The sequence below is a fragment of the Enterobacter sp. 301B genome, assembly GCF_003850715.1.
Classification (GTDB): domain Bacteria; phylum Pseudomonadota; class Gammaproteobacteria; order Enterobacterales; family Enterobacteriaceae; genus Enterobacter; species Enterobacter intestinihominis.
In genome coordinates, this window is sequence record NZ_PQTC01000005.1 from 122,873 (window position 1) to 148,864 (window position 25,992).

At 61.0% G+C, this 25,992-nt stretch carries 21 protein-coding genes and 2 pseudogenes; 11 read left to right on the plus strand and 12 right to left on the minus strand.

The genetic code is table 11. The annotated features are described in order from the left end of the window. Positions 1–147 precede the first annotated feature (147 nt). Positions 148–2,388 carry a TonB-dependent siderophore receptor gene (locus tag C3451_RS07515; RefSeq protein ID WP_023299551.1) on the minus strand — a complete coding sequence of 747 codons (2,241 nt, stop codon included), beginning with the start codon at positions 2,386–2,388 and terminating at the stop codon, positions 148–150. A gap of 146 nt (positions 2,389–2,534) precedes the next feature. Here C3451_RS07515 and fes point away from each other — a divergent pair, with 146 nt between their 5' ends. From fes to entF, 3 genes are read left to right on the plus strand one after another with little or no spacing between them, the layout of a single operon-like run. After that, positions 2,535–3,734, plus strand: coding sequence for an enterochelin esterase (gene fes, locus C3451_RS07520; protein ID WP_045622260.1), 1,200 nt, complete (start codon positions 2,535–2,537; stop codon positions 3,732–3,734). A gap of 10 nt (positions 3,735–3,744) precedes the next feature. Beyond that, positions 3,745–3,957, plus strand: coding sequence for an MbtH family NRPS accessory protein (locus tag C3451_RS07525; RefSeq protein ID WP_032624700.1), 213 nt, complete (start codon positions 3,745–3,747; stop codon positions 3,955–3,957). Further along, positions 3,954–7,811 carry an enterobactin non-ribosomal peptide synthetase EntF gene (gene entF, locus C3451_RS07530; protein WP_045622258.1) on the plus strand — a complete coding sequence of 1,286 codons (3,858 nt, stop codon included), beginning with the start codon at positions 3,954–3,956 and terminating at the stop codon, positions 7,809–7,811. The genes C3451_RS07525 and entF overlap by 4 nt, the downstream gene beginning before the upstream one ends. Before the next feature lie 88 nt (positions 7,812–7,899). On the opposite strand, the gene fepC is transcribed toward entF, so the two are convergent. From fepC to fepD, 3 genes are read right to left on the minus strand one after another with little or no spacing between them, the layout of a single operon-like run. Next, the gene (fepC, locus tag C3451_RS07540) at positions 7,900–8,700 is read right to left on the minus strand and encodes an iron-enterobactin ABC transporter ATP-binding protein (protein ID WP_045622256.1); all 801 of its coding nucleotides are present in this window, start codon (positions 8,698–8,700) and stop codon (positions 7,900–7,902) included. Continuing rightward, positions 8,697–9,686, minus strand: coding sequence for an iron-enterobactin ABC transporter permease (fepG, locus tag C3451_RS07545; RefSeq protein ID WP_074129344.1), 990 nt, complete (start codon positions 9,684–9,686; stop codon positions 8,697–8,699). The genes fepC and fepG overlap by 4 nt, the downstream gene beginning before the upstream one ends. After that, entirely contained in the window at positions 9,686–10,690 is a 1,005-nt protein-coding gene (gene fepD, locus C3451_RS07550) for a Fe(3+)-siderophore ABC transporter permease (RefSeq protein ID WP_045622254.1), read from the minus strand. The genes fepG and fepD overlap by 1 nt, the downstream gene beginning before the upstream one ends. A gap of 108 nt (positions 10,691–10,798) precedes the next feature. On the opposite strand from fepD, the gene entS reads away from it, so the two are divergent. Then, positions 10,799–12,025 carry an enterobactin transporter EntS gene (gene entS, locus C3451_RS07555; protein WP_023299557.1) on the plus strand — a complete coding sequence of 409 codons (1,227 nt, stop codon included), beginning with the start codon at positions 10,799–10,801 and terminating at the stop codon, positions 12,023–12,025. Positions 12,026–12,102: 77 nt separating this feature from the next. On the opposite strand, the gene fepB is transcribed toward entS, so the two are convergent. After that, on the minus strand, positions 12,103–13,062 hold the full coding sequence (gene fepB, locus C3451_RS07560; protein ID WP_032676374.1) for a Fe2+-enterobactin ABC transporter substrate-binding protein: 960 nt from the start codon (positions 13,060–13,062) through the stop codon (positions 12,103–12,105). Between the two features lie 188 nt (positions 13,063–13,250). Between fepB and entC the strand changes: the two genes are divergently transcribed. The 5 genes from entC to entH are packed head-to-tail and all read left to right on the plus strand — an operon-like array spanning position 13,251 to position 18,076. After that, the gene (entC, locus tag C3451_RS07565; RefSeq protein WP_023299559.1) at positions 13,251–14,426 is read left to right on the plus strand and encodes an isochorismate synthase EntC; all 1,176 of its coding nucleotides are present in this window, start codon (positions 13,251–13,253) and stop codon (positions 14,424–14,426) included. Positions 14,427–14,435: 9 nt separating this feature from the next. After that, positions 14,436–16,046: a (2,3-dihydroxybenzoyl)adenylate synthase EntE gene (gene entE / locus C3451_RS07570; protein WP_045622252.1), complete on the plus strand. Its 1,611-nt coding sequence runs from the start codon at positions 14,436–14,438 to the stop codon at positions 16,044–16,046. A 10-nt stretch (positions 16,047–16,056) separates the two neighbouring features. Beyond that, on the plus strand, positions 16,057–16,911 hold the full coding sequence (locus C3451_RS07575; protein WP_022647383.1) for an isochorismatase: 855 nt from the start codon (positions 16,057–16,059) through the stop codon (positions 16,909–16,911). After that, entirely contained in the window at positions 16,911–17,663 is a 753-nt protein-coding gene (entA, locus tag C3451_RS07580) for a 2,3-dihydro-2,3-dihydroxybenzoate dehydrogenase EntA (RefSeq protein ID WP_045622250.1), read from the plus strand. Before C3451_RS07575 ends, entA begins: the two co-directional genes overlap by 1 nt. Further along, positions 17,663–18,076 carry a proofreading thioesterase EntH gene (gene entH / locus C3451_RS07585; RefSeq protein WP_022647384.1) on the plus strand — a complete coding sequence of 138 codons (414 nt, stop codon included), beginning with the start codon at positions 17,663–17,665 and terminating at the stop codon, positions 18,074–18,076. Before entA ends, entH begins: the two co-directional genes overlap by 1 nt. A gap of 90 nt (positions 18,077–18,166) precedes the next feature. On the opposite strand, the gene C3451_RS07590 is transcribed toward entH, so the two are convergent. From C3451_RS07590 to C3451_RS07600, 3 genes are read right to left on the minus strand one after another with little or no spacing between them, the layout of a single operon-like run. Further along, entirely contained in the window at positions 18,167–19,279 is a 1,113-nt protein-coding gene (locus C3451_RS07590) for a M20 family metallopeptidase (protein WP_045622248.1), read from the minus strand. Between the two features lie 13 nt (positions 19,280–19,292). After that, entirely contained in the window at positions 19,293–19,757 is a 465-nt protein-coding gene (locus tag C3451_RS07595) for a YjiG family protein (protein ID WP_023305665.1), read from the minus strand. Continuing rightward, positions 19,754–20,449, minus strand: coding sequence for a nucleoside recognition domain-containing protein (locus C3451_RS07600; protein ID WP_045622246.1), 696 nt, complete (start codon positions 20,447–20,449; stop codon positions 19,754–19,756). The genes C3451_RS07595 and C3451_RS07600 overlap by 4 nt, the downstream gene beginning before the upstream one ends. A 268-nt stretch (positions 20,450–20,717) precedes the next feature. Between C3451_RS07600 and cstA the strand changes: the two genes are divergently transcribed. Both cstA and C3451_RS07610 read left to right on the plus strand, forming a co-directional pair. Beyond that, the gene (gene cstA / locus C3451_RS07605; protein WP_038415638.1) at positions 20,718–22,823 is read left to right on the plus strand and encodes a pyruvate/proton symporter CstA; all 2,106 of its coding nucleotides are present in this window, start codon (positions 20,718–20,720) and stop codon (positions 22,821–22,823) included. Positions 22,824–22,927: 104 nt separating this feature from the next. Further along, positions 22,928–23,125: a YbdD/YjiX family protein gene (locus C3451_RS07610; protein ID WP_006809671.1), complete on the plus strand. Its 198-nt coding sequence runs from the start codon at positions 22,928–22,930 to the stop codon at positions 23,123–23,125. Here C3451_RS07610 and C3451_RS07615 read toward each other — a convergent pair. The 4 genes and pseudogenes from C3451_RS07615 to C3451_RS07630 all read right to left on the minus strand — a co-directional run bounded on the left by C3451_RS07615 (position 23,122) and on the right by C3451_RS07630 (position 25,876). Continuing rightward, the gene (locus C3451_RS07615) at positions 23,122–23,526 is read right to left on the minus strand and encodes a helix-turn-helix transcriptional regulator (RefSeq protein WP_124304281.1); all 405 of its coding nucleotides are present in this window, start codon (positions 23,524–23,526) and stop codon (positions 23,122–23,124) included. The genes C3451_RS07610 and C3451_RS07615 overlap by 4 nt on opposite strands. Beyond that, a pseudogene (locus C3451_RS07620) lies at positions 23,501–23,803 on the minus strand (type II toxin-antitoxin system RelE/ParE family toxin). Before C3451_RS07620 ends, C3451_RS07615 begins: the two are co-directional and overlap by 26 nt. A gap of 186 nt (positions 23,804–23,989) precedes the next feature. Continuing rightward, positions 23,990–24,730: pseudogene (locus tag C3451_RS07625) on the minus strand (3-oxoacyl-ACP reductase family protein); the annotation flags it as partial. A gap of 57 nt (positions 24,731–24,787) precedes the next feature. Beyond that, a complete protein-coding gene (locus tag C3451_RS07630; RefSeq protein WP_023299565.1) occupies positions 24,788–25,876 on the minus strand; it encodes an oxidoreductase in 1,089 nt (362 codons plus the stop codon). Positions 25,877–25,992: the final 116 nt, after the last annotated feature.

Here is a 25,992-nt window from a genome sequence, read left to right on the forward strand (position 1 = left end):
GGAAGGCAAACGCCTCAGCGATTTACAGCCGGACCAGGGCATCGCTGACAGCCCTCAGTCATTTAGAAAGCAACTTTATTGCTTCTGCATAAAAAAATTACTGGGGATCCCTCAGCCCATAGGGAGAGGGGGAAGTCACTGCCTGTATCAGAACCTCGTATTCACGCTCATATACCAGGTGCGACCCGGTTCATTATACGTATACGCACCCGCACCGTACATATACGCACCCGTCGTGGTATTACCCGTGGTCTGGGCGTTACCGGCGCGCCACTGGCGCTTGTCGAAGACGTTGTCCACGCCGCCGGTCAGGCTGACGTTTTTCGTCACATCCCAGGTCGCGCTCAGGCCAACGATGCTGTAAGGGCTGACTTCGTCTTTCTCAGACCCGGTCACCGGCTGACCTTTGTAGTTGTACTTCTTCGGCTGCTGCTTGCCGTACCAGGTGAAGGTCGACTGCAATGAGACATCCTGACGTACCTGCCAGCTCAGGGTAGAGTTCAGCGTATACTCCGGGATGATCGACAGACGATCGCCGGTCTCCTTGTTCTTGCTTTGCAGCATGTAGGTGATGTTGTTGGTCCAGTTGATGGTATCGCTGACCGGCACGTTCAGGGAGCCTTCCAGACCTTCCACTACCGCCTTCGGTACGTTTTCCCACTGGTAGATATCGGTGGTGACTTTGCCGGTGGACGTCTGGCCAATCGGCGCGTAGCCCGCTTCAATCTTGTTGCGATAGTCGTTGCGGAACCAGGTCACGCCCGCCAGCCAGCCGTCGCGTTTCCACTCCAGGCCAATCTCTTTGTTGATACTGGTTTCCGCTTTCAGATCGTCGTTACCCATCATGTAGCAGCCCACGCCGTCGGAGCTGGCGTAGCAGCCCTGGCCTTTACTGTACAGCAGGTAGTTCGGGTTGGTCTGATACAGGCTTGGCGCTTTATAGGCGCGCGCGATGCCCATCTTCAGGGTGAAGTCATCCCCCAGACCTTGCGACAGGTTCAGGGACGGGCTCCAGTTATTGCCGACAATAGTGTGGTGATCGAAGCGCAGGGCAGGGGTCAGCATGGTGCTGTCGGTCAGCTCCATGTTGTTTTCGGCGAACAGGGAGAAGATCTCCGCTGACGTGTAGGGGCTACGGTCTTCGCTCATGCCCGGGATGGTGCCGCCCTGCTGGGTTTGCGTGAAGGAGGTCGAGTCCTTCATGCGCTGCTGGTTCCACTCGGTGCCGAGCGTCAGGTTCTGGTTCACAATGAAATCAATCGGCAGGTTGATTTCGCTGTGCAGCATCACGTCGGACAGATCGGTGTCGGTGAATTTATTGCTGTTGAACAGACCTTCAGTACCGCCCGCCAGTCCTTCACCCAGACGGGAGTTGCGGGTGTGCTCGTACTGCGCCCAGTTGCTGGTGGTAATGCCGTTATCCCAGCCGCCGTTCCAGGTCACGGCGAAGTTCTGGCGATAAATACGGTTCGTCTCTTTACCGTAGTTCTTCTTCACCAGCGCGTTGTCGTTGTTGGTGTTCTGCGTGTCGCCCGCATACAGGTTGTTCTGGCGGCTGTAGCCCGCTTCAAACTCCAGCGACTGCATTGGTGCGAAGTCCCAGCGCACCACGCCGTTGATGTCTTTGTTTTCCACACCTTCACGGCCTGCGGGCAGGGTGTTGGCGTAGGCACCGGTACGTTCAGACTGGTGACCCTGGTTGATGTCCCACGCATCGGCCTGGGTTTTGTCCAGGTTACCAAACATGCGGAAGCTGAAGTCGCCGCCCAGCGGGCCGCTCAGGCTGAAGTTGGTGCGTTTAGTCGAACCTTCGTCCTTATGCTCTGGCGCGTTCAGATAGGTGTTCCAGGAGCCGTGCCACTGGTCGTCGAATTTTTTGGTGATGATGTTCACCACGCCGCCCGCCGCGCCGTTACCGTAGCGTGCAGCGGCCGGGCCACGGATCACTTCGATGCGCTCGATCATCTCTGGCGGTACCCAGCCGGTATCGCCGCGGGTGTCACGCTCGCCGCGCCAGCCCAGACGGATGGAGTTGCGGCTGGTGACCGGCTTGCCGTCGATCAGGATCAGGGTGTTTTCCGGGCCCATGCCGCGAATGTCAATCTGACGGTTGTTCCCGCGCTGGCCGCTGGTGGAGTTGCCGGTCAGGTTAACGCCCGGCATGGTGCGGATGATTTCCGCCACGTCGCGCGCGGGCGGGTTTTTGCGGATCTCATCGGCGGTGATGGTTGACACGCCCGGCGCCTGCAAATTCTGCTCGGCGGCGGTGATCACCATGGTGTCTTCGTGCTGCGCGGAGGCGGTGTTGTCGTCTGCCATGGCGGGCAGCGCGACACCATAAATCCCTAAATTGACCAGCAAGGCCAGAGAGTGAATCTTCTTATTCATTGTACGTCCCGCTTTTATGGTTATTTAATGAGCGCGCTTCCCACAGCGCGGGCATTACGCTATTGCAAATGCAAATAGTTATCAATAATATTATCAATAAAATTTGCTCTGAAACAAAAAAGACTGTTAAACATGGGGTTATAAGGGTGACGGCGTTAACAACCGGAAGTGAAGCGTGGTGGCAGGCGAAAAACGGGCCGGAACGGGAACGTCATCAGGAAAACTATCGCGTGACATTCTGGTGGCGGGACCCGGCGGGAACGCAGCAGACGTCGACGATTAAACGCGTCTGGCTCTACGTCACCGGCGTGACCGATCACCATCAAAATGCCCGTCCGCAGTCCCTTGAACGTATCCCGGATACCGACGTCTGGCAGTGGCAGGGCGAGTTCAGCCCCGAATGGCGCGGCAGCTACTGTTTTATCCCCTCCGACAATGAAGATGATTTTGCCAGCGCAGTGTTTGAAGGCGAGCAGCCGGACCGCATGGCGCTGCGCGAAGGCTGGCGCAAACTGCTGCCGCACGCGGTTTCCGATCCGCTGAATGCGCAGAGCTGGCGCGGCGGGCGCGGGCACGCCGTCTCGGCGCTGGAGATGCCGGAGGCGCCCGTACAGCCCGGCTGGAATCATCCCGATACGCCCTATAAAAAGCCTGTCTGCATTGAGTGGCACAGCGCGCGTCTGAAGAACCATCGCCGCGTGTGGATTTTTACCACCGGGGATGAAAGCCCGGAGCGCCCGCTGGCGGTGCTGCTTGACGGGCAGTTCTGGGCCGAAAGCATGCCCGTCTGGCCTGCGCTGGCGTCGCTCACCCATGAAGGCAAACTGCCGCCTGCGGTTTATGTCTTAATCGACGTCATTGACACCGCACACCGCAGCCGCGAGCTGCCGTGCAACCCTGATTTCTGGCTGGCGGTGCAGGACGAACTCCTCCCGCAGGTGAAAAGCATGGCCCCGTTCAGCGACCGCGCCGACCATACCGTGGTGGCGGGCCAAAGCTTCGGCGGGCTCTCTTCCCTCTATGCGGGCCTCAACTGGCCGCAGCGTTTTGGCTGCATCCTCAGCCAGTCCGGATCCTACTGGTGGCCGCACCGCGGCGCGCAGCAGGACGGGCTGCTCATTGAACAACTCAAAGCGGGTGAAAAAACCGCTCGCGGGCTGCGCATCGTCCTTGAGGCCGGGCGCAACGAGCCGCTTATCTTACGCGCAAACCAGGCGATCCTCGCCGAACTACACACTCAGCAACCGGTTTTCTGGCGTCAGGTTGACGGCGGACACGATGCGCTTTGCTGGCGCGGTGGGCTGACACAGGGGCTGATGACCCTCTGGCAGCCGCTTAATCAATAACGGAGTCTGTATGGAATTCAGCAATCCTTTCGATAATCCGCAGGGACAGTTCGCCATTTTGCAAAATGACCAGGGGCAGTACAGCCTGTGGCCGCAGGAGTGCGAGTTGCCCGCGGGCTGGCGCGTGGTGTGCGAACCGCAATCTCAGGAGGCGTGCCAGCAGTGGCTGGCGGAACAGTGGCAGACGCTTGAGCCGTCTTATTTTGCGGGGGAGCGCGCATGAACCGTCTCCCTCTTGTCGCCGCCCAGCCGGGGATCTGGATGGCAGAGCAGCTTTCCTCCCTGCCAAACGCCTGGAGCGTGGCGCACTACACCGAACTGAAAGGCGCTATCGACGCGCCGTTGCTGGCAAAAGCCATCGCTGAAGGCATGATGCAGGCCGACACCCTGCGGATGCGTTTCACTGAGGATAACGGCGAGGTGTGGCAGTGGGTCGATGAGGCCATGATCCTGCCGGAGCCGTCCATTGTGCGCGTTAACTCCCACGACGCCGCCGTGGCGCTGATGGAGGCCGATCTCAACCAGAACCTGCGCGTCGACAGCGGTCAGCCGCTGGCGTTTCACCAGCTGATTCAGGTGGGAGAAAACCACTGGTACTGGTATCAGCGGTATCATCATCTGGTGGTAGATGGCTTCAGTTTCCCGGCCATTACCCGTCAAATCGCCGCCATTTACGCTGCGTGGCAGAAAGGTGAACCTGCGCCCGCCTCCCCGTTTACTCCGTTCGCCGAGGTGGTGGAGGAGTATCAGCGCTATCGCGACAGCGAGGCGTATCAGCGCGACGGTGCTTTCTGGACCGAACAGCGCAAACAGCTTCCTTCTCCGGTCTCGCTCTCTTCCGCGCCCCTGCCGGGACGTGCCGCCACCACCGACATCCTGCGCCTGAAAATGGCGATGGACGGCCGTGCGTTCAGCCAGCTTGCACAGGCGGCCGGACAAACGCAGCGAACCGATCTGGCGCTTGCGCTGGTGGCGCTGTGGCTGGGCCGCCTGACCGGGCGGCTGGACTACGCCGCCGGGTTTATCTTTATGCGCCGCATGGGCTCCGCCGCGCTGACCGCGACCGGACCGGTGCTCAACGTCCTGCCGCTGGCGGTGAATATTCGCCCGCACGAGAGCTTGCCAGCGCTGGCGCTGCGCCTGGCGAACCAGCTGAAAAAGATGCGCCGCCATCAGCGCTACGATGCCGAGCAGATCGTGCGCGACAGCGGGCAGGCCGCAGGGGACGAACCCTTGTTTGGTCCGGTGCTGAACGTCAAGGTGTTCGATTATCAGCTGGATATCGACGGCGTGGAGGCCATTACCCACACGCTGGCGACCGGCCCGGTGAACGATCTGGAGCTGGCGCTGTTCCCGGACGAGCAGGGCGGACTAAGCATTGAGATCCTCGCCAACAGGCAGCGTTACGACGAGGCGACGCTGAAGGGGCACGCGGCGCGGCTGAACGCAATGCTGACGCAGTTTGCCGCCAACCCGGACCTGCGCTGTTGCGACGTGGAAACCGTATCAGAGCAGGAATACGCCCGGCTGGCGCGAATCAACGATACCGGGCTGGCGCTGCCGTCCATCACGCTGGCGGACCTTGTCGCGGAGCAGGCGAGCAAAACGCCGGACGCCCCGGCGCTGGCGGATGCCCATACTGAGCTGAACTACCGCCAGATGCGCGAGCAGGTGGTCGCGCTGGCAAATCTGCTGCGCGCGCGCGGCGTGAAGCCGGGCGACAGCGTGGCGGTGGCGCTCCCGCGCTCGGTGTTCCTGACCCTGGCGCTGCACGGGATTGTTGAAGCTGGCGCCGCCTGGCTGCCGCTGGATACCGGTTACCCGGACGACCGTCTGCGGATGATGCTGGAGGACGCGAAGCCGTCGCTGCTCATTACCACCGACGAGCAGCTTCCGCGCTTTAACGATCTGCCGATCGCCACCTTTAGTTACAACACACTATTACCGGCCACCGATGCTGAACCTCTGCGCCTGGCGAAGCCGGAGCAGACCGCGTACATCATCTTTACCTCCGGTTCGACGGGACGACCAAAAGGCGTGATGGTCGGCCATACCGCCATCGTTAACCGCCTGAAGTGGATGCAGGATCATTATCCACTGGCGGCGCATGACGTGGTGGCGCAGAAAACGCCGTGCAGCTTTGACGTGTCGGTGTGGGAGTTCTGGTGGCCGTTTATCGCCGGGGCGAAGCTGGTGATGGCCGAGCCGGACGCGCACCGTGATCCGCAGGCGATGCAGAGCTTCTTCGCACAATATGGCGTAACCACCACCCACTTCGTGCCGTCGATGCTGGCGGCGTTCATCGCCTCGCTGACGCCGGAAAACGTCAACTGTTGCAGGACGCTGAAGCAGGTGTTCTGTAGCGGCGAGGCGTTGCCGACTGCGCTGTGCCGCGAGTGGGAACAGCTCACCCATGCGCCGCTGCACAACCTCTATGGCCCGACCGAAGCGGCGGTGGACGTCAGCTGGTATCCGGCGTACGGCCCCGAGCTGGCGGCGGTGGAAGGGAACAGCGTGCCGATCGGCTTCCCGGTGTGGAATACGGGGCTGCGCATTCTGGACGCGATGATGCGCCCGGTGCCGTTCGGCGTGGCGGGGGATCTGTATCTCACCGGCATCCAGCTGGCGCAGGGGTATCTGGGACGCCCCGACCTTACCGCCAGCCGCTTTATCGCCGATCCGTTTGCCCCCGGCGAGCGGATGTACCGCACCGGGGACGTTGCCCGCTGGCTGGACAACGGCGCGGTAGAATATCTGGGCCGCAGCGATGACCAGTTAAAAATTCGCGGTCAGCGCATTGAGCTGGGCGAAATCGACCGGGCCATGCTTGCGCTGCCGGATGTGGCCCAGGCCGTGGCGCACGCCTGCGTGTTCAACCAGGCAGCGGCGACAGGTGGCGATGCCCGCCAGCTGGTGGGGTACGTTGTCTCCGAATCCGGCTTACCGCTGGATCGCGACGCGCTGCTAGCATCACTCAAAGCCCAGCTGCCGCCACATATGGTGCCGGTGGTGCTGCTGCAAATCAGCGCGCTGCCGTTAAGCGCCAACGGCAAGCTGGATCGCAAGGCGTTGCCGCTGCCGGAGCTGACCAGCAAAACCTCTGGTCGCGCGCCTGAGACACAAACCGAAGTCGCCGTGGCGCAGGCGTTTTCTGCCCTGCTGGGCTGCGCGGTGAACGATATCGAAGCCGATTTCTTTGCCCTCGGCGGCCACTCGCTGCTGGCGATGCGCCTCGCGGCTCAGCTCAGCCGTGCGTTCAGCCGTAAGGTCACGCCGGGCCAGATTATGGTCGCCTCGACGGTGAGTAAGCTTAGCGGCCTGCTGGACTCGCAGATGAGCGACGAGCAGGCGCAGCGTCTGGGGTATGAAACTGTTCTCCCGCTGCGTGAAAGCAACGGCCCGACGCTGTTCTGCTTCCATCCGGCATCCGGCTTTGCCTGGCAGTTTAGCGTCCTGGCGCGCTACCTCAGCCCGCGCTGGTCAATCGTCGGTATTCAGTCTCCCCGGCCTGAGGGGCCGATGGAGCAGTGTGCGGATCTCGATGCGGTGATCGAACATCATCTGAACACGTTGCGTAAGCAGCAGCCGCAGGGGCCGTATTATCTGTTCGGCTATTCCCTCGGCGGCACGCTGGCGCAGGGCATTGCGGCGCGTCTGCGCGAGCAGGGTGAAAACGTAGCGTTCCTCGGCCTGCTGGATACCTGGCCGCCGGAAACCCAGAACTGGGCGGAGAAAGAGGCCAATGGCCTCGATCCTGAGGTGCTGGCGGAAATTGAGCGCGAGCGTCAGGCGTTTATCGCCGCCCAGCAGGGGCAAGGTTCCAGCGAGCTGTTTAACGCTATTGAAGGCAACTACGCCGATGCGGTGCGGCTGCTCACCACCGCGCATAGTTCACGGTTCGACGGTAAAGCGACGCTGTTTGTCGCCGAACGCACGCGAACCATGGATCCGCAGGCCGCATGGGCGCCGTGGGTGAGTGCGCTGGAGGTGTACAGCCAGGACTGCGCCCACGTGGATATTATTTCACCGCAGGCGTTTGAAAAGATTGGGCCGGTACTGAAGGAAATTTTAGGATAGTGCAAATGCCCCTCACCCTAACCCTCTCCCACGGGGAGAGGGGATGGTTTGCTCCCTCTCCCTGTGGGAGAGGGCCGGGGTGAGGGCATCAGACCGCACGCTTGCCCAACGGCACCACCAGCGGCGTACCCGCCACCGGATCGTCAATAATCATGCAGCGCATGCCGTAGATCCGCGCGATCAGATCCGGCGTCACAATCTCCTTCGGCGCGCCCTGCGCCACAATCTCGCCGTCGCGCAGCGCAATCAGATGCGTCGCGTAGCGGCACGCCTGATTTAAGTCGTGCAGCACTGCCGCCAGGGTGTACCCCTGCGTGCGGTTCAGTTCGCTCAGCAGCTCCAGCAGATCAATCTGATGGCTGATATCGAGCCAGGTTGTCGGCTCGTCCAGCAGCATAATCGAGGTTTCCTGCGCCAGTACCATTGCAATCCAGGCGCGCTGGCGCTGTCCGCCGGAGAGAGTATCGACGCTTTGTTGGGCCAGATTGGTGATGCCCGTAGCCTGCATCGCGCGCTTCACCGCCTCGTCGTCCTCTTTGCGCCAGCGGGTAAACAGTGGCTGGTGCGGGTAGCGCCCGCGGGAGACCAGCTCCTGCACGGTAATATCCCCCGGCGTGGTGGCGTTTTGCGCCAGCAGGCCAATTCGGCGCGCCACCTCTTTGCTGGCGAAGCGCTGGATCTGCTCCCCGTCGAGGAACACGCTACCCTCAACCGGCGACATCAGGCGGCTCAGCGTGCGCAGCAGGGTCGATTTGCCGCAACCGTTCGGGCCGATAATGGCGGTGAAGTGGCCGTCCGGAATGGACACGGATAAATCCCGGACAATGATTTTTTTGCCGTAGCCGAGGGTCAAGTTTTCGCCGCGCAAGCGGAATGTTGAATCTGTCATTTCTTGCGTGACTCCTGAACGAGCAAGACGATGAGGTAAATCCCGCCGAGGCTGACGGTCACCACGCCCACCGGCAGTTGATAAGGCATAAACAGCTGCTGAGCGCAGAGATCGGCGGCCAGCAGTAACAATGCGCCGCACAGCGCCGCCTGGGTTAATCCCCAGCGCGCGGTACCGCTAAGACGCCGCGCGATATGCGGGGCTACGAGGGCAATAAACGAGATCGGCCCGGCGATGGCGGTAGACGCTGCGGTCAGCAAGACCGCCACCAGCATCAGCATCAGTCGCGAGCGCTCTACGCTCACGCCCAGCGCGCAGGCGCTGTCGTCGCCCATCTCCAGCAGCCGCATGCGCCTGACCAGCAGCAAAGCGCCAATAAACATCAGCAAAATCAGCGGCGCGGCGGGCCAGGTTTTTCCCCACGTCAGACCGTTGAGGGAGCCGGCGTACCACAGCCCGGCGGAGAGCGCGGTTTCCAGCGATGCCTGTAGCAGAAGCCAGGTGTTGAACGCCATCAGCATCGCACGGATGCCGATCCCGATGATGATCAGACGGAAGGTGTCGATGCCGTTGCGCCAGGCCAGGGCCCAGATAAGCAGGGAGGTGAGAATGCCGCCCGCCATCGCCGTAAAGGTAATGGCCGTAAGATGCTGCCCGAACAGCACCATCGCCACCAGCACGCCGCTCCACGCGCCGGTATTCAGGCCCATCACGTCCGGGCTCCCGAGGGGGTTACGCATCAGCGACTGGAATATCGCGCCGCTGACGCCAAGCGCCGCGCCCACCAGGATCGCCATCGCCACGCGCGGCAGTCGCCATTCGGTGACCACCATGGTGATGTTACGCGGCGCGCTGCCGCTGAGAGCGTGAAAGACCTGCGCGAAATCAAGCGTTACGGCACCGCTTTGCAGGCTCCAGACCGCCAGCAGCAGACTGGCGACGACCAGCAGGGCGACGCTGGTAAGTAAACGACGGGACGGGGCCATCATGCGCCACCCCCGCGTCTGCGTCGAACCAGGAAGATCAGAACCGGCGCGCCGATAAAGGCGCTGACCACCGAGACGCGCAGTTCACCCGGCACCAGCAGGCGGCCCAGTACGTCGGCAAAGAGCAGCAGGGCAGGGGTCGCCAGCAGCGTGACCGGCAGCGACCAGCGGTGATCCGCCCCCACCAGCCAGCGCGCCATGTGCGGCATCATCAGGCCGATAAAGGCAATCGGCCCGACCACGGCGGTCGCGCTGCCGCAGAGCACGGTAATGGCGAGTAGCCCCGTCAGCTGCGTGCGCGCCACGCGGTTGCCGAGGGCGGTCGCGGTATCGCTGCCGAGGCTCAGGCTGTTCAGCGCCCGGCTTAAACAGAGCGCCACGGCGGCAGCGACGATCGTCGGGATCACCACCACCTTTAAGGTTTCAAGGGTACGAATATCCAGCGAACCCGCCTGCCAGAAGCGCAGCTGGTCATACACGTCCGGGTTGAGCAGGGCGATGCCGTTGGACAAGCCTTCCAGCACCGCCGCGAGCGCTACGCCCGCCAGCGTTAAGCGTACCGGGCTGAGCTGGCCGCCGCCCTGGCTGCAGGTAAACGCCACCACCAGCGAGGCCGCCAGCGCGCCGCAAAAAGCCATCACCAGCTGTTCAGAGGGGGACGTAAATCCAAACAGCGCTGCGCCGAGCACGATGGCAAAGCTGGCGCCGGAGTTAACGCCGAGAATGCCGGGGTCCGCCAGCGGGTTGCGGGTGAGGGTTTGCATCAGGGCACCGGCAAGGCCGAGCGCACCGCCAGCCAGCAATCCGGCAAGGGTGCGGGGCAGGCGAGCGTCGAGCACGATGGTGCAGTCGGCACTCTGACAGGTACCGGATAGCGCATCGACAATAACGGACGCGGGCAGCGGTTTTGCGCCGACCAGCAGGCTGAGTGCAATCGCAAGGATTAGCAGTAGCAATAAAACGGGCACGGCAAGGGCGCGCACCGCAGAAGAGGAAAACGACATAGCAACATCCATGATTTGATAATGATAGTGATTATCGTTATCTATCTTATTTGGCTATGTTAGCATGTGCGCCCATGGAATGGGTAGAAATAGACTCAAGGCTTTGTCATGAATCAAAAATCCTGGCTGCTTAACCTCAGCCTGCTCAAAACACACCCGGCGTATCGCGCCGTTTTTATCGCTCGCTTTATCTCCATTTTGTCCCTCGGTCTGCTTGGTGTGGCCGTACCGGTGCAAATCCAGACCATGACTCACTCCAGCTGGCTGGTGGGGTTATCCGTCACCTTAACCGGCGGGGCGATGTTTATCGGCCTGATGGTGGGCGGCGTGCTGGCGGACCGCTACGAGCGTAAAAAGCTGATCCTGCTGGCGCGCGGCACCTGCGGGGTGGGCTTTGTCGGGCTGTGTCTGAACGCCATGCTGCCGGAGCCGTCGCTGGTGGCCATCTACGTGCTGGGATTGTGGGACGGCTTTTTTGCTTCGTTAGGCGTGACGGCGCTGCTGGCGGCCACGCCCGCGCTGGTCGGGCGCGAGAACCTGATGCAGGCGGGGGCGATCACCATGCTCACCGTACGGCTCGGCTCGGTGATTTCGCCGATGGTGGGCGGTCTGTTGCTGGCGACCGGCAACGTGGCGTGGAACTACGGCCTTGCCGCGGCGGGGACGTTTATTACCACCCTGACGCTACTGCGTCTGCCGCTCCTGCCACCCCCGCCGCAGCCGCGCGAGCATCCGCTGAAGTCCCTGATGGCCGCGATTCGTTTCCTGTTCAGCAACCCATTGATTGGCGGCATTGCGCTGCTCGGCGGCCTGCTGACGATGGCGAGCGCCGTGCGCGTGCTGTATCCGGCGCTGGCGGGTGAGTGGCAGATGAGCGCCTCAGAGATTGGTGTGCTGTACGCCGCCATTCCGCTCGGTGCGGCCTTCGGGGCGCTGACCAGCGGCAACCTGGCGCAGAGCGCGAGACCGGGGTTGATCATGCTGGTGGCGACGCTGGCCTCGTTTATCGCCATTGGTTTCTTTAGCCTGATGCCGGTGTGGGCGCTGGGCGTGATGTGTCTGGTGATTTTCGGCTGGCTGAGCGCGGTCAGCTCTCTTTTACAGTACACCCTGATCCAGACCCAGACGCCGGAAGGGATGCTCGGGCGCATTAACGGCCTGTGGACGGCGCAGAACGTCACGGGCGATGCGATTGGCGCGGCGATCCTCGGCGGGCTGGGGGCGATAATGACCCCGGTGGCGTCGGCGAGCAGCAGCGGGTTTGTGTTAGCCGTTGTTGGCGTGATTTTACTGGCGGTTCTGGTGGAGTTGCGTCGGTTCAGGCAGACCCTGTAGGTCGGGTAAGGCGTAGCCGCCACCCGACAAAACGCCCGGTGGCGCTGCGCTTACCGGGCCTACGGGGAACGTGCCACTTATTTAAAAATTGAATTCAAACGCTGCAACACCAACATCGCGCTGTAATAATCCAGGCGGAACGTCTCGGTTCCTAATGCCCAGACGCGCTTGTTCTTCACCGACGGCAGATGCGCCAGCAGCGGGTTGGCGTAAATCGCGTCCACGTCTTTCTGATCGCCGGCAAACACGAACAGCCCTTCGCCGTTCAGCCCCGTCGCCAGGTTTTCACCCCCTAACTGGATAATGTCGTGGCGTTTGCCCTGACTTTTTGAGGTGTGCAACCCGGCAGGTACGTCGGCCAGCGTAAAGCCCAACTGGTGCAAAAGCTTGCCCTGCGCGGAGTCTGTCGTCCACAGGTTCGCCGTGTGCGCCGCGGCGGTGTAGACGATGGCGTTCACCGGCTGTGGCGGCAGCTTCATCTGCTGTTTCACCTTGGCGAGCTGTTTGTCGAAGGCAGCGATGCGCTCTGCGGCCTGTGTCTCCTGCCCGGTGATCGTCCCCAGTTGGGTCAGCAGTTCCTGCCAGCTTTTGTCGTCGTAGTTAATGATAAGCGTCGGCGCGATGGCGGAAAGCTGATCGTAGAGCGCCAGCGCGGAATCCCCGCCGGTGGCGCTGATCAAAATCAGGTCCGGCATCTGGGCCGCGACGGCTTCGGCGCTCGGCTCGCCGATGTACAGCCGGGCAACCTTACGCTGTTTGGCGATATCGCCCCACTGACGCAGGAAGCCCTGCGCATCCGCCACGCGGTTGTTTGGCGTGGTCGCGCCGCTGGCAATGACCGGCGCATCAATGGCCAGCAGGGAGCCGGTTAAGGTCACGCTGGTGGAGACAATGCGCGTCGGTTTGCTCTCAAGCGTGTGAACGCCGCGGCTGTCGGTGACCTGGCGCGGCCAGTCGGCGGCGAGGGCTGAGGTTAGTCCTAAAACAAAAAGTCCTGTTAAAAGAAGGGCATTGCGGCAAACGGCAGCGATTTTCACAGAGCGGCATCCTGATTTTATTGAAGATAATGCTTCTCATTTTCAGGGCTGTAGGGAAGGGATGCAAGCGTTTGTCGCACAAGTTATTTGCCCGACGGTTGACAGCGGGGCGATGTGGGATTAGGTTAGCCGACGAAAATATAAATGATAATCATTATTGCTTCTTTTATCATTTTAAGGAGGATGATATGGACACGTCCCTGGCTGAGGAAGTTCAGCACACCGCGACAACGCTGCAATCAGACAGCTTTTTCTTTATGTCGCCTTACCGCAGTTTTACCACGTCCGGCTGTTTTGCCCGTTTTTCTGAACCCGCCGTCGGCGGTGACGATCCGGCGGGTCCCTTTCAGCAGAAATTAGCTCAGGCTTTCCGGAATGCGAAAAACAGCGGCATTGCCCATCCGGTGATGGTAGGGGCGATCCCCTTCGATACCCGCAAACCGTCATCGCTGTTTATTCCACAACGCTGGCAAACCTTCTCCCGCCCGGCGCGTCAGCAGTCCGCACGTTATGCCTCCGGCGCGCAGACGCTGAACGTGCAACAGCGCACCGAGATCCCGTCGCAGCCGGTTTTCGAGGAGATGGTTGCTCGCGCCGCGTCGCTCACCGCTACGCCGCAGGTGAATAAGGTGGTGCTGTCGCGCCTGATTGATATCGCTACCGACAAACAGATCGATAGCAGCGCGCTGATGGAGCGTCTTATCGCCCAGAACCCGGCGAGCTTTAACTTCCACGTACCGCTGGAAGACGGCGGCGTGCTGCTGGGCGCCAGCCCGGAACTGCTGCTGCGCAAAGAGGGCGCGCACTTTAGCTCGCTGCCGCTGGCAGGCTCTGCGCGCCGTCAGCCGGACGATGTGCTGGATCGCGAAGCGGGCACTAAGCTGCTGGCCTCCGAAAAAGACCGCCACGAGCACGATCTGGTCACGCAGGCGATGAAAACCATTCTGGAACCGCGTAGCCATCATCTGAGCATGCCGGCTTCCCCGCAGCTCATCACCACCCCGACGCTGTGGCATCTGGCCACGCCGGTAGAAGGTGAGGCACGTGAAAACGAGAACGCCCTGACGCTGGCCTGCCTGCTGCACCCGACGCCCGCGCTGAGCGGCTTCCCGCATCAGGCGGCAAAAGAGCTGATTGCCGAGCTGGAGCCGTTCGACCGCGAGCTGTTCGGCGGCATCGTCGGCTGGTGCGACAGCGAAGGTAACGGCGAGTGGGTGGTAACTATCCGCTGCGCGCGGCTGCATCAAAATACCGTTCGCCTGTTTGCCGGCGCGGGCATTGTGCCTGCCTCCTCCCCGGTCGGCGAGTGGCGCGAGACGGGCGTGAAGCTCTCCACCATGCTCAACGTGTTTGGTTTGCACTAAGGAATACTCATGACCATCCCTTTTACCCGCTGGCCTGAGGAGTTTGCCCGCCGCTACCGTGAAAAAGGCTACTGGCAGGATCTGCCGCTGACCCACATCCTGACGGACCATGCGGACAGCGATACGGTCGCGATAATTGACGGCGAACGCCGCATCACCTACCGCGCGTTTAATCAGGCGGTGACGAATCTGGCGTCCTCCCTTCAGGCGCAGGGGCTGCATCGCGGTGAGACCGCGCTGGTGCAGCTTGGCAACGTGGCCGAGTTCTACATCACCTTCTTCGCGCTACTGCAAATCGGCGTCGCGCCGGTCAACGCGCTCTTTAGCCATCAGCGCAGTGAACTCAACGCCTACGCGGAGCAGATCAAACCCGCCGTGCTGATTGCCGATCGCGACCACGCGCTGTTCTCGGGCGACGATTTTCTCAACACCTTTGTGGATGCGCATCGCTCGGTACGCGTTGTGCTGCTGCGTGGCGATAAGGGCGAACATGCGCTGGAGGCGGCGATTGCGCGCCCGGCGGACAATTTCATCCCGAACCCGACGCCCGCCGACGAAGTGGCGTTCTTCCAGCTCTCCGGCGGCAGCACCGGCACGCCGAAGCTGATCCCGCGCACGCATAACGATTACGACTACAGCATCCGTCGCAGCAACGAAATCTGCGGTATCACTGCGCACACCCGCTATCTGAACGCGCTTCCCGCGGCGCACAACTACGCCATGAGCTCGCCAGGATCGTTAGGCGTTTTCACGGCGGGTGGCTGCGTGGTGCTGGCGAACGATCCGAGCGCCACGCTCTGCTTCCCGCTGATTGAGCAGCATCAGATAAACGTCACCTCGCTGGTGCCGCCCGCGGTCAGCCTGTGGTTGCAGGCGATTGCCGACGGCGCGGGGAACGCCCAGCTGAAATCCCTCAGGCTGCTCCAGGTGGGCGGCGCACGCCTCTCCGCCACGCTTGCGGCGCGCATTCCGGCGGAAATTGGCTGCCAGCTTCAGCAGGTATTTGGCATGGCGGAAGGGCTGGTGAACTATACCGCCCTCGACGATGCGCCGGAGCGCATCATCAATACCCAGGGCCGCCCGATGTGCCCGGACGATGAAGTGTGGGTGGCGGACGAGGACGGTAACCCGCTGCCGCGCGGGGAGGTCGGGCGTCTGATGACGCGCGGCCCTTACACCTTCCGCGGCTATTTCAACAGCCCGGACCACAACGCCAGCGCCTTCGATGCCAACGGCTTCTACTGCTCGGGCGATCTGATCGCCATCGACGAGCAGGGTTACATCACCGTGCAGGGGCGCGAGAAAGATCAGATCAACCGCGGTGGCGAGAAAATCGCCGCCGAAGAGATCGAAAACCTGCTGCTGCGCCACGACGCGGTGATCCACGCCGCGCTGGTGAGCATGGAGGACAGCCTGCTGGGCGAAAAAAGCTGCGCGTACCTGGTGGTGAAACAGCCGCTGCGCGCGGTGGAGGTGCGCCGCTTCCTGCGCGAGCAGGGCGTTGCCGAATTTAAGCTGCCGGACCGCGTGGAGAGCGTGGATGCGCTTCCGCTCACGCCGGTCGGCAAAGTTGATAAGAAACAGTTGCGCCTGTGGCTTGCTGAACGCGCCCGGGGCTGAGGAACAGAGAATGGCTATTCCAAAATTAACCGCATATGCGCTGCCAACCGCCGCCGAACTGCCGACCAGTAAAGTAAGCTGGGCGTTTGAACCGGAACGCGCCGCGCTGCTGATCCACGATATGCAGGAGTACTTCCTGAATTTCTGGGGCGAAAATAGCGATATGATGCAGCAGGTAGTGGCGAACATCGCTAAACTGCGCGCGTACTGCAAAGAGCACAATATTCCGGTGTATTACACCGCGCAGCCGAAAGATCAGAGCGATGAAGACCGCGCCCTGCTGAACGATATGTGGGGGCCGGGTCTGACTCGCTCACCGGAGCAGCAGCGCATCGTCGCTGAGCTGACCCCGGACGAAGCGGACACCGTGCTGGTGAAGTGGCGCTACAGCGCGTTTCACCGCTCCCCGCTGGAGCAGATGCTGAAAGAGACCGGCCGCAACCAGCTTTTGATCACCGGCGTGTACGCCCACATCGGCTGCATGACCACCGCCACCGACGCCTTTATGCGCGACATCAAACCGTTCTTTATCGCCGACGCGCTGGCGGATTTCACCCGCGACGAGCACCTGATGTCGCTGAAATACGTGGCCGGACGTTCGGGCCGCGTGGTGATGACCGACGAGTTGCTGCCGTCTGTTCCGGCAACGAAAGCCGCGCTGCGTGAGCTGATCCTGCCGCTGCTGGACGAGTCCGACGAGCCGATGGATGACGAAAACCTGATCGACTACGGTCTGGATTCAGTACGGATGATGGCGCTGGCCGCCCGCTGGCGCAAAGTGCACGGCGACATTGATTTCGTGATGCTGGCAAAAAATCCGACCCTCGATGCCTGGTGGGCGCTGCTCTCCCGCGAGGTGAAGTGATGGCTTTTGATTTTACCGGTAAAACCGTCTGGGTGACGGGCGCGGGTAAGGGCATTGGCTATGCGACCGCGCTGGCATTTGTGGAGGCCGGGGCGCAGGTGACCGGGTTCGATCTGGCTTTCCCTCACGGCGAATATCCGTTTGCCACCGAAACGCTGGACGTGGCGGATGCGGCGCAGGCGAGTGATGTCTGCAGGCGTTTGCTCAGCAGCCTTGAGCGGCTCGACGTGCTGGTTAACGCGGCGGGCATTCTGCGTATGGGCGCGACGGATCAGCTTTCGCAGGAGGACTGGCAGCAGACCTTTGCGGTCAACGTCGGCGGCGCGTTCAACCTGTTCCAGCAGACGATGGGCCAGTTCCGTCATCAGCAGGGCGGGGCGATTGTGACCGTAGCCTCTGACGCGGCGCACACGCCGCGCATCGGCATGAGCGCCTACGGCGCGTCGAAAGCGGCGCTGAAAAGCCTGGCGCTGACTGTCGGGCTGGAGCTGGCGGGCAGCGGCGTACGCTGTAACCTGGTGTCGCCGGGTTCTACGGATACCGACATGCAGCGCACGTTGTGGACCAGCGATGATGCGGAACAGCGGCGCATTCGCGGCTTCGGCGAGCAGTTCAAACTCGGCATTCCGCTCGGTAAAATTGCCCGTCCGCAGGAGATTGCCGCGACCGTGCTGTTCCTGGCATCCGATGCCGCCAGCCATATCACCTTGCAGGATATCGTGGTGGACGGCGGCTCCACGCTGGGGGCGTAATGATCTGGAAACGTCATTTATCCCTCGACGAGCTGAATGCCACTAGCCAGAACACGATGGTGGAACACCTTGGCATCGTCTATACCCGCCTCGGGGACGATACGCTGGAAGCGGAGATGCCGGTGGATGCGCGCACCCACCAGCCGTTTGGCCTGCTGCACGGCGGTGCGTCGGCGGCGCTGGCGGAAACGCTGGGGTCGATGGCCGGTTTTCTGATGACCCGCGACGGGCAGAATGTGGTGGGCACGGAACTGAACGCTACGCACCACCGCGCGGTCTCTCACGGTAAGGTGCGCGGCGTATGTCAGCCGCTGCATCTGGGCCGCTCCAGTCAGAGCTGGGAGATTGTGGTGTTCGACGAGCAGGGGCGGCGGTGCTGTACGTGTCGGTTGAGTACGATGGTGCTGGGTTAGATTGTGCGGCGTGAGTGCCGGGTGGCGGCTTCGCCTTACCCGGCCTACGAAACATGCAGGCCCGGTAAGCGAAGCGCCACGCGGCGGTTGTTACAACATCGATACCACCCGCTTCAACAGCCGAACTCGCGGCGCAATGGACGCTTTATCCAGCCATTCCGCCGGGCTGTGGAACCCGGCGCCAACCGGCCCGAAGCCGTCAAGCGTGGGGATGCCGAGCGCGGCGGTGTGGTTGGCGTCGCTGCCGCCGCCGACTGCCTGCCAGGTAATGTCGATGCCTTCCGCTTTACCCGCCGCTTCAACCTGCTGCATCAGCGCCTGCGTCGCGTCGCTCGCGGCCATCGCCGGTTTGTGATTAACCCGCGTCAGCGTGGTGGTCACGCCGTCTAAAAAGCCTTGTTCACATAACAACTCCAGCGCCTGGTTCACCCGGTCATACTCGTCGTTTTCCCAGAAGCGAACGTCCAGTTCTGCCACAGCGCTGTCCGCGACCACGTTCGCCGCGCTGCCGCCCTGAATCACGCCGACGTTAAGTGTAGTGCCGCGATCCCAGTCCGTCAGCGCATTGATGGCGATAACGCTCTTTGCCAGCGCGGTGATCGCCGAGCGGCCTTTTTCCGGGTCATTGCCCGCGTGTGCCGCCACGCCGCTAAAGGTGAGGTGATAGCCCGCCATCCCTTTACGCGCTTTCACCAGCGAACCGTCGGCGCGGGCGGCTTCGCACACCAGCACGCAGCGGGAACGCTTAGCCAGCTCGCCAATCCACTCATGGGAATGGACAGATCCGGTCTCTTCGTCCGGGTTCATCGCAACGGCAATCGCGAGACGATCGTTGTCTGCGGCGTCAAGCGCGCGCATTGCCCACAAAATATTCAGAAGTCCGCTCTTCATATCCGAGACGCCGGGGCCGTACAGGCGGGTTTCATCCTCGCTCAGCGGACGCGCGGCTACGGTGCCGGCGGGAAATACGGTATCCAGATGCCCGACCAGCAGCACGTCGAACCGTTCCGCCTGCGGCTTGTTACTGACGAAGACGCCGGGGCCCACCTTGTCGCCCAGGTTCACCTGCTCCGTATGCCAGCCTTCGCGCTGCCACAGTTGCTGCATGATGCCTGCAACAGCGGCGACGCCGTCAATCGTCTGGGTGCCGCAGTCTACGTTCACCAGGGTTTTCAGCTCTTCGATATAATGGTCAAGGTTCATGTTCACGTCCTGTTCAGAGAATAATGCGCATCAGCAGCATGGCTAAGAAAGCGTTGACCACCGAGAGGGCGATCATCAGCGGAATACGTTTGGCGCGGGTGCCAATCACCCCCAGAATGCGGCCCAGGTACTGCACCTGCGAGCCCATCAGGTAGATGGCGGGCGCCAGGATCGCCAGGTGCTCGCCGGTGAGGATGCCTTTATCAAACAGGCCGATGGCAACGCCGATCCCGCCGCCCATCGACATCCAGCCGCCAATCAGCACGGCGGCCGCTTCGCCCGGCAGGCCAAACAGGCCCATCAGCGGGGAGAAGATCGTGCCCAGCCCTTTCAGCGCGCCGGTAATTTCCAGCGCCTTGATGATGATAAAGGCCATCACCACGTTGGGCAGCGTGCTGCTGGTGGCAATGCTCCAGCCTTTGCGCGCGCCTTCGATAAACACATCGGTAATGACGGGATTGGACTGTGGGGCACTCATGCGGCGTCTCCTTTATGGGTAAACGTCAGGATCAGGCGCAGCAGATTGGCGCCGACAATTTTCATGATAAACATCACCGCGATACAGGCCCCGATGGAGGTGGGCACCGCCGCCGTGCCGTCAACGGCGAGCAGCGTGAAGAGGATCGCCCCGGAAGAGAAAAAGTTGGTGATCATCGCCCCGGCGGAGAACTGGAACATGGCGAAAACGTCTTTCTCTTTTTCGCTGATTTGCCCTTCATCAGAGAGATTACGGGTAAGCGACGCGCCCACGTCGGTACTTTGCAGGCTGCCAATCAGCGCCAGCCCGGTGGTGCCAGGGATCCCCAATAGCGGGCGCAGCAGAGGAGTTAAGAGTTTTCGCGCGGCACGCAGGGCGCCATAGTGCTCCAGCACGTTGATCATCCCCAGGGCGAACATCACCGCGGGAATTAAACCGAGCGCGAAGATAAACCCGTCCATCGCGCCGCTGCCGCCGGTGCCGCGAAAGGCGCTGCTGGCTGTGGTTAACGTACCGTCATCCAGACTGGCTTTGCTGACCACTTTGCCAAATGCGCCGTTGAGGGTGGTGAAATCAAAGACGCCGTACCACTCTTGTCCACCTAACAGACCCGAGAAGAAAACGGCTGCAAACGCCAGCGCGAAGTACGCGCCCGGCCCGACCTGACTATCCTGAGGTACTGAACTGTTCATATCCTTTTCCTTGTATGCACGCGATTGCGCAGGATCATTCTGGCGAGGTTATGGCCAAAAAAAATGATACAAATCATTCCGTAAGGCGGTGTCTGGCCGAAAAAGGTAAAAGTGTGAACGGTGACGCTACGAAAGTGATCGGCTTAACAATGTGGTGTAAATGTCTGGTTTGACCACGCATTATTGCGTTTCAAAGTTGTTAAATTTTATCCGTTGTTCTAGAAACAAAATGTAACATCTCACTGTTTCACAACAACGGATAACCATTATGAACAACTCAGGGAAATACCTTATATGGGCAGGGCTCTCCGTTGTGGGAGCCTTTGCCCTGGGCTACATCGCCCTCAACCGGGGGGAGCAGATCAATGCGCTCTGGATCGTGGTCGCCTCCGTCTGCATTTATCTGATCGCATACCGTTTTTATGGCCGTTATATCGCGAAGACGGTACTGGGCGTAGACGGCACGCGCATGACGCCGGCCGTGCGTCATAACGATGGTCTGGACTACGTGCCGACCGATAAAAAAGTGCTGTTCGGTCACCATTTCGCGGCGATTGCCGGGGCAGGCCCGCTGGTGGGGCCGGTACTGGCCGCGCAGATGGGCTACCTGCCGGGGATGATCTGGATCCTCGCGGGGGTGGTGCTGGCGGGCGCGGTGCAGGACTTCATGGTGCTGTTCGTCTCCACCCGTCGCGACGGTCGTTCGCTGGGTGAGCTGGTGAAAGAGGAGATGGGGGCAACTGCCGGGGTGATTGCGCTGGTGGCGACCTTTATGATCATGGTCATCATCCTCGCGGTATTGGCGATGATTGTGGTGAAAGCCTTGACCCACAGCCCGTGGGGAACCTATACCGTCGCCTTCACCATTCCGCTGGCGCTGTTCATGGGGATCTACATTCGCTATCTGCGTCCGGGACGCATTGGTGAAGTTTCAGTCATTGGCCTGGTGTTCCTGGTGTTTGCTATTATCTCCGGCGGCTGGGTGGCGGAAAGCCCGACCTGGGCACCGTTCTTCGACTTCACCGGCGTGCAGCTGACCTGGATGCTGGTGGGTTACGGCTTCGTGGCGGCGGTGCTGCCGGTATGGCTCCTGCTGGCCCCGCGTGACTACCTCTCTACGTTCCTGAAAATTGGTACCATCGTCGGGCTGGCGATCGGCATTCTGATTATGCGCCCGACCCTGACCATGCCTGCCCTGACCAAATTCATTGACGGTACCGGCCCGGTCTGGACCGGCAATCTGTTCCCGTTCCTGTTTATCACCATCGCCTGTGGGGCAGTGTCTGGCTTCCATGCGCTTATCGCCTCCGGGACCACGCCGAAGATGCTGGCGAATGAAAATCAGGCCTGCCTGATTGGCTATGGCGGCATGCTGATGGAATCCTTCGTGGCGATTATGGCGCTGGTCTCGGCCTGTATTATCGACCCGGGCGTGTACTTCGCGATGAACAGCCCGATGGCGGTACTGGCCCCGGCCGGCACTGTTGACGTGGTCGCCTCTGCCGCGCAGGTGGTGAGCGGCTGGGGCTTTGCGATTACCCCTGAAACGTTGACGCATATCGCTAACGAGGTCGGCGAGCAGTCGATTATCTCCCGTGCGGGCGGGGCGCCGACGCTGGCGGTGGGCATGGCCTACATCCTGCACGGTGCGCTGGGCGGGCTGATGGATGTCTCGTTCTGGTATCACTTCGCCATTCTGTTCGAGGCGCTGTTTATCCTGACGGCGGTGGATGCCGGTACGCGCGCGGCGCGCTTTATGTTGCAGGATCTGCTGGGGGTGATCTCCCCGAATCTGAAACGTACCGATTCACTCCCGGCTAACCTGCTGGCGACGGCACTGTGCGTGCTGGCGTGGGGCTACTTCCTGCATCAGGGCGTGGTCGATCCGTTGGGCGGGATTAACACCCTGTGGCCGCTGTTCGGTATCGCCAACCAGATGCTGGCGGGCATGGCGCTGATGCTTTGTGCCGTAGTCCTGTTCAAGATGAAGCGCCAGCGTTACGCATGGGTGGCGCTGGTGCCAACGGCGTGGCTGCTGATCTGTACCCTGACAGCAGGCTGGCAGAAAGCCTTCAGCCCGGACAACAAGGTGGGCTTCCTGGCCATTGCCAACAAGTTCCAGGCGATGATCGACAGCGGCAAGATCCCGGCGCAGTACACCGAATCTCAGCTGTCCCAGCTGGTGTTTAACAACCGTCTGGACGCCGGGCTGACCATCTTCTTTATGGTGGTGGTTGTGGTGCTGGCGTTGTATTCTCTGAAAACCGCGCTGGCGGCGTTGAAAGTCGACACGCCAACGGCGAAAGAGACGCCGTATGAGCCAATGCCTGAGAACCTGGACGAGATTGTCACCCAGGCGAAAGGGGCGCATTAACCCGTGTGCCGGGTGGCGGCTTCGCCTTACCCGGCCTACATTTCTTATCCTCCCTCTCCCTCCGGGAGAGGGCCGGGGTGAGGGAAACAAACGAGAAACTGACTATGTTCGACACCCTTTCCAAAGCAGGTAAATACCTGGGCCAGGCCGCTAAAATGATGATTGGCGTGCCGGATTACGACAACTACGTCGAGCATATGCGCGTCAACCACCCGGATCAGACGCCAATGACCTACGAAGAATTTTTCCGCGACCGCCAGGACGCCCGCTACGGCGGTAAGGGCGGGGCGAAGTGCTGTTAACCCTCTTTCGGTAAATAGAGGCTGATTTGCTCCTGCTTGCAGCCATAAATTGCCGCCAGCTTTTCGCGTGTGCGCTTTTGCGGACGGGAGTCCAGCGCTTCCAGCTGTGACACGGCGGACTGGCTGATGCCGAGTTTTTCCGCCACCTCCTGCTGGGATAGCCCGCGCAGGATACGCCACGCGGCCTGCAGGCTGACGTTCTCGCTATGCATGATGTCGCACACTTCACCCGGTAAACCTACGTTATCGTAGATATCTGATTCGTAAGGGATGTCTTCCCAGTCGTTTTCATCATCGTCATCATACTCAAGCATGGCTAAACGCATGCGAAAATATTCATCGTAGGGAATGACAACATACTGTTTTTTTCCTTCTTCATCCTCGATGAACTGAACAGTCATATTCCGTATGCTCCTCATGAAGGTAGGTGGTGGTTGTCCGGCGTTTTACCGCCACTACGTAGCAGATATCACCCGGCGGATCCCCGAAGGTGTAAATGACCCTGTAATCACCTAATCGCAACCTGTAGTGGTTTTCGGGAGAAGATAATTTCTTGATATCCGAGACAGGTGATGTTTAATCATCCATCTTCTCCAGCCTGAATTTAATGCGGTTCTGATATCGCGTATCGATTTTAGAAAATTGCTTCTCTGCTGTTTTTGACCACACGATCTTCATCCGTACCTCCACTGTACGCCCACACAAAATATAAGGAAATAATAAGACTATTAGATAAATTCCGAATTTCTTATGGGGTACTGTAGAGCGGAAAAAAAGCGCAGGTAAGAGGCAAAACGCAAACCGTCGAGGCGGCTCGAAAAGGCCTCTGCTGGGCGACAGAGGCTTGCAGGAAAATTGCGATAAGGCGTTCAAACCGCCATCCACGTCCAGACCGGTGCCTGAGATCTGCCCGGCTGCCGGGCTGGCAAGGAAGGTGACCGCCGCCGCGACGTCTTCCGGTTGGCCGTAATGGCCCAGGGCAATAAGCTGACGCTGTGAGTCAGCCTGTTCACCGTCCTCCGGGTTCATATCGCTGTTGGTCGGGCCGGGATGAACCAGGTTGACGGTAATGCCGCGCGGGCCTAAATCGCGGGCCAGACCCCGGGTAAGGGAGTTTAGGGCCGATTTGGTCATCGAGTAGACGGCGATCCCCGGCTGCGCCACGCGGTTCGCCAGACAGCTGCCGATGTTGATGATGCGTCCGCCGTCAGACATATGCACCAGCGCTTCCTGAATGGCGATCACCACGCCGCGGATATTGACGTTGATCAGAGCGTCGATGTCCGCCAGGGTCATGGACTCCAGCGGGCCGCCGCGTGCAATCCCGGCGTTATTGACAAGAATATCCAGCCCGCCGAGGGAGCGCGCCGCCTGCGTGACCGCATCCTGAATCGCCTGCGCGCTGGCGCTGTCGGCCTGAATCGCCTCGCCGTGTCGCCCCAGCGCGTTGATTTCATCGACGACCTGCTGGGCTTTATCGACGGATTTTTCGTAGGTGATAACCACATCGGCACCGGCGCGTGCCAGCGACAGCGCAATTGCCCGACCCAGCCCACGACTGGCGCCGGTGACCAGCGCCTTTTTACCTGTTAAATCGATCTGCATGATGACCTCGTTGCAAGAGTGGAGAGAATCATCATTAGGTATAGCCCGTCGGCGCGATTAACGGCTGAAGGATTCCACCTTCTCAAACGCGGCGCGCAGAACGTCAGGGCTTAACGTAATCGGTAAAAAGTGAATCGACTCCACCGGGCGCAGGGTGTGAGCAATGACCTTGTCCAGCTCGTCGCGGTTATGGATATCGACCTCCAGCGCGCGAAGCGTGGTCGGCAGGTTAAAACGCTGGTATGCCGCCACCAGCTGCGCCAGCACGTCCTCCTGACCGAGCAGGGCGCTCTGCACCAGAATGCCGTAGGCCACCTTGGTGCCGTGGAGGTATTTTTCCGTCTGCGGCAGCACGGTTAAGCCGTTGTGCACCGCATGTGCCGCCGCCACGCGGGTATAGCGTTCGCCCAGACCGCCGACCATACCGCCACCGGCGATAACGGCGTCCACCACGTCCCGAAACGCCTGCGTCTGGTCGCCGCGCTGCTGGTCGGCCAGCGCCTCTTCGCTGCGCTCCAGCAGCACGTCGCGGATCGCCAGCGCACCGTTCAGGCCAAGACGCACGGTCAGCGGCAGGTTTTCCGGTTCAGGGGCGAGTACCGCCGCTTCGTACCACTTCGCCAGCGTATCGCCGATGCCTGCCAACAGGTATTCCGCCGGGGCGTTAAGGATGATTTGCGGCTCCACCAGCACCAGATAGTTGGCGTCGTCAAAAATCTCAAACTGTAGCGCCTGCCCTGCATCGTTGTACCACACGGAGAGCGGGGTCCACGCCGCGCAGGTGGCGGCGATGGTGGGAATGCCCACGAACGGCACGCCCAGACGACGCGCCACGGCCTTGACGGTATCCATTACCGCACCGCCGCCCACGCCAATCACCACGCTGGCTTCACCACCCGACGCGTTCACCAGATGAGTGACGTCACGCTCGCTGCAATGGCCCTTAAACAGCAGATGTTTTGCCCCCGTCGCGTTAAAACTCTCCGGCAGATAAGGGCGTGCGCCCTCGATAGCCCGCTCGCCGTAGATCCACACCGCGCGGGAAAGCTGTTCCGGAGTAAAGAAATCATCCAGGTGCGCAAGGCTTCCCGGATGAGAGAAGTAGTTCGCCGGGCCGGGCACGACGCGGATATCGGTGTTGCTCATGAAGTTGTCCTTTTTTAGCAAGCGCTAACCCGATGTTATGTCTGGACATCCGGATGGCTAATAATATTTCGCTTTATCTTATGCCTTTTCCGTCGTTGTCAGTCAACCGGAGCTGT

What these genes read in the sequence shown, in the direction of transcription:
- C3451_RS07615 (WP_124304281.1), bottom strand. Translation starts at nt 23,526, where the DNA reads ATGACTGTTCAGTTCATCGAGGATGAAGAAGGAAAAAAACAGTATGTT.
- entE (WP_045622252.1), top strand. Translation starts at nt 14,436, where the DNA reads ATGACCATCCCTTTTACCCGCTGGCCTGAGGAGTTTGCCCGCCGCTAC.
- entS (WP_023299557.1), top strand. Translation starts at nt 10,799, where the DNA reads ATGAATCAAAAATCCTGGCTGCTTAACCTCAGCCTGCTCAAAACACAC.
- C3451_RS07630 (WP_023299565.1), bottom strand. Translation starts at nt 25,876, where the DNA reads ATGAGCAACACCGATATCCGCGTCGTGCCCGGCCCGGCGAACTACTTC.
- C3451_RS07575 (WP_022647383.1), top strand. Translation starts at nt 16,057, where the DNA reads ATGGCTATTCCAAAATTAACCGCATATGCGCTGCCAACCGCCGCCGAA.
- entC (WP_023299559.1), top strand. Translation starts at nt 13,251, where the DNA reads ATGGACACGTCCCTGGCTGAGGAAGTTCAGCACACCGCGACAACGCTG.
- entH (WP_022647384.1), top strand. Translation starts at nt 17,663, where the DNA reads ATGATCTGGAAACGTCATTTATCCCTCGACGAGCTGAATGCCACTAGC.
- cstA (WP_038415638.1), top strand. Translation starts at nt 20,718, where the DNA reads ATGAACAACTCAGGGAAATACCTTATATGGGCAGGGCTCTCCGTTGTG.
- fepD (WP_045622254.1), bottom strand. Translation starts at nt 10,690, where the DNA reads ATGTCGTTTTCCTCTTCTGCGGTGCGCGCCCTTGCCGTGCCCGTTTTA.
- entF (WP_045622258.1), top strand. Translation starts at nt 3,954, where the DNA reads ATGAACCGTCTCCCTCTTGTCGCCGCCCAGCCGGGGATCTGGATGGCA.
- C3451_RS07600 (WP_045622246.1), bottom strand. Translation starts at nt 20,449, where the DNA reads ATGAACAGTTCAGTACCTCAGGATAGTCAGGTCGGGCCGGGCGCGTAC.
- entA (WP_045622250.1), top strand. Translation starts at nt 16,911, where the DNA reads ATGGCTTTTGATTTTACCGGTAAAACCGTCTGGGTGACGGGCGCGGGT.
- fepG (WP_074129344.1), bottom strand. Translation starts at nt 9,686, where the DNA reads ATGGCCCCGTCCCGTCGTTTACTTACCAGCGTCGCCCTGCTGGTCGTC.
- fepC (WP_045622256.1), bottom strand. Translation starts at nt 8,700, where the DNA reads ATGACAGATTCAACATTCCGCTTGCGCGGCGAAAACTTGACCCTCGGC.
- C3451_RS07525 (WP_032624700.1), top strand. Translation starts at nt 3,745, where the DNA reads ATGGAATTCAGCAATCCTTTCGATAATCCGCAGGGACAGTTCGCCATT.
- C3451_RS07595 (WP_023305665.1), bottom strand. Translation starts at nt 19,757, where the DNA reads ATGAGTGCCCCACAGTCCAATCCCGTCATTACCGATGTGTTTATCGAA.
- C3451_RS07590 (WP_045622248.1), bottom strand. Translation starts at nt 19,279, where the DNA reads ATGAACCTTGACCATTATATCGAAGAGCTGAAAACCCTGGTGAACGTA.
- C3451_RS07515 (WP_023299551.1), bottom strand. Translation starts at nt 2,388, where the DNA reads ATGAATAAGAAGATTCACTCTCTGGCCTTGCTGGTCAATTTAGGGATT.
- C3451_RS07610 (WP_006809671.1), top strand. Translation starts at nt 22,928, where the DNA reads ATGTTCGACACCCTTTCCAAAGCAGGTAAATACCTGGGCCAGGCCGCT.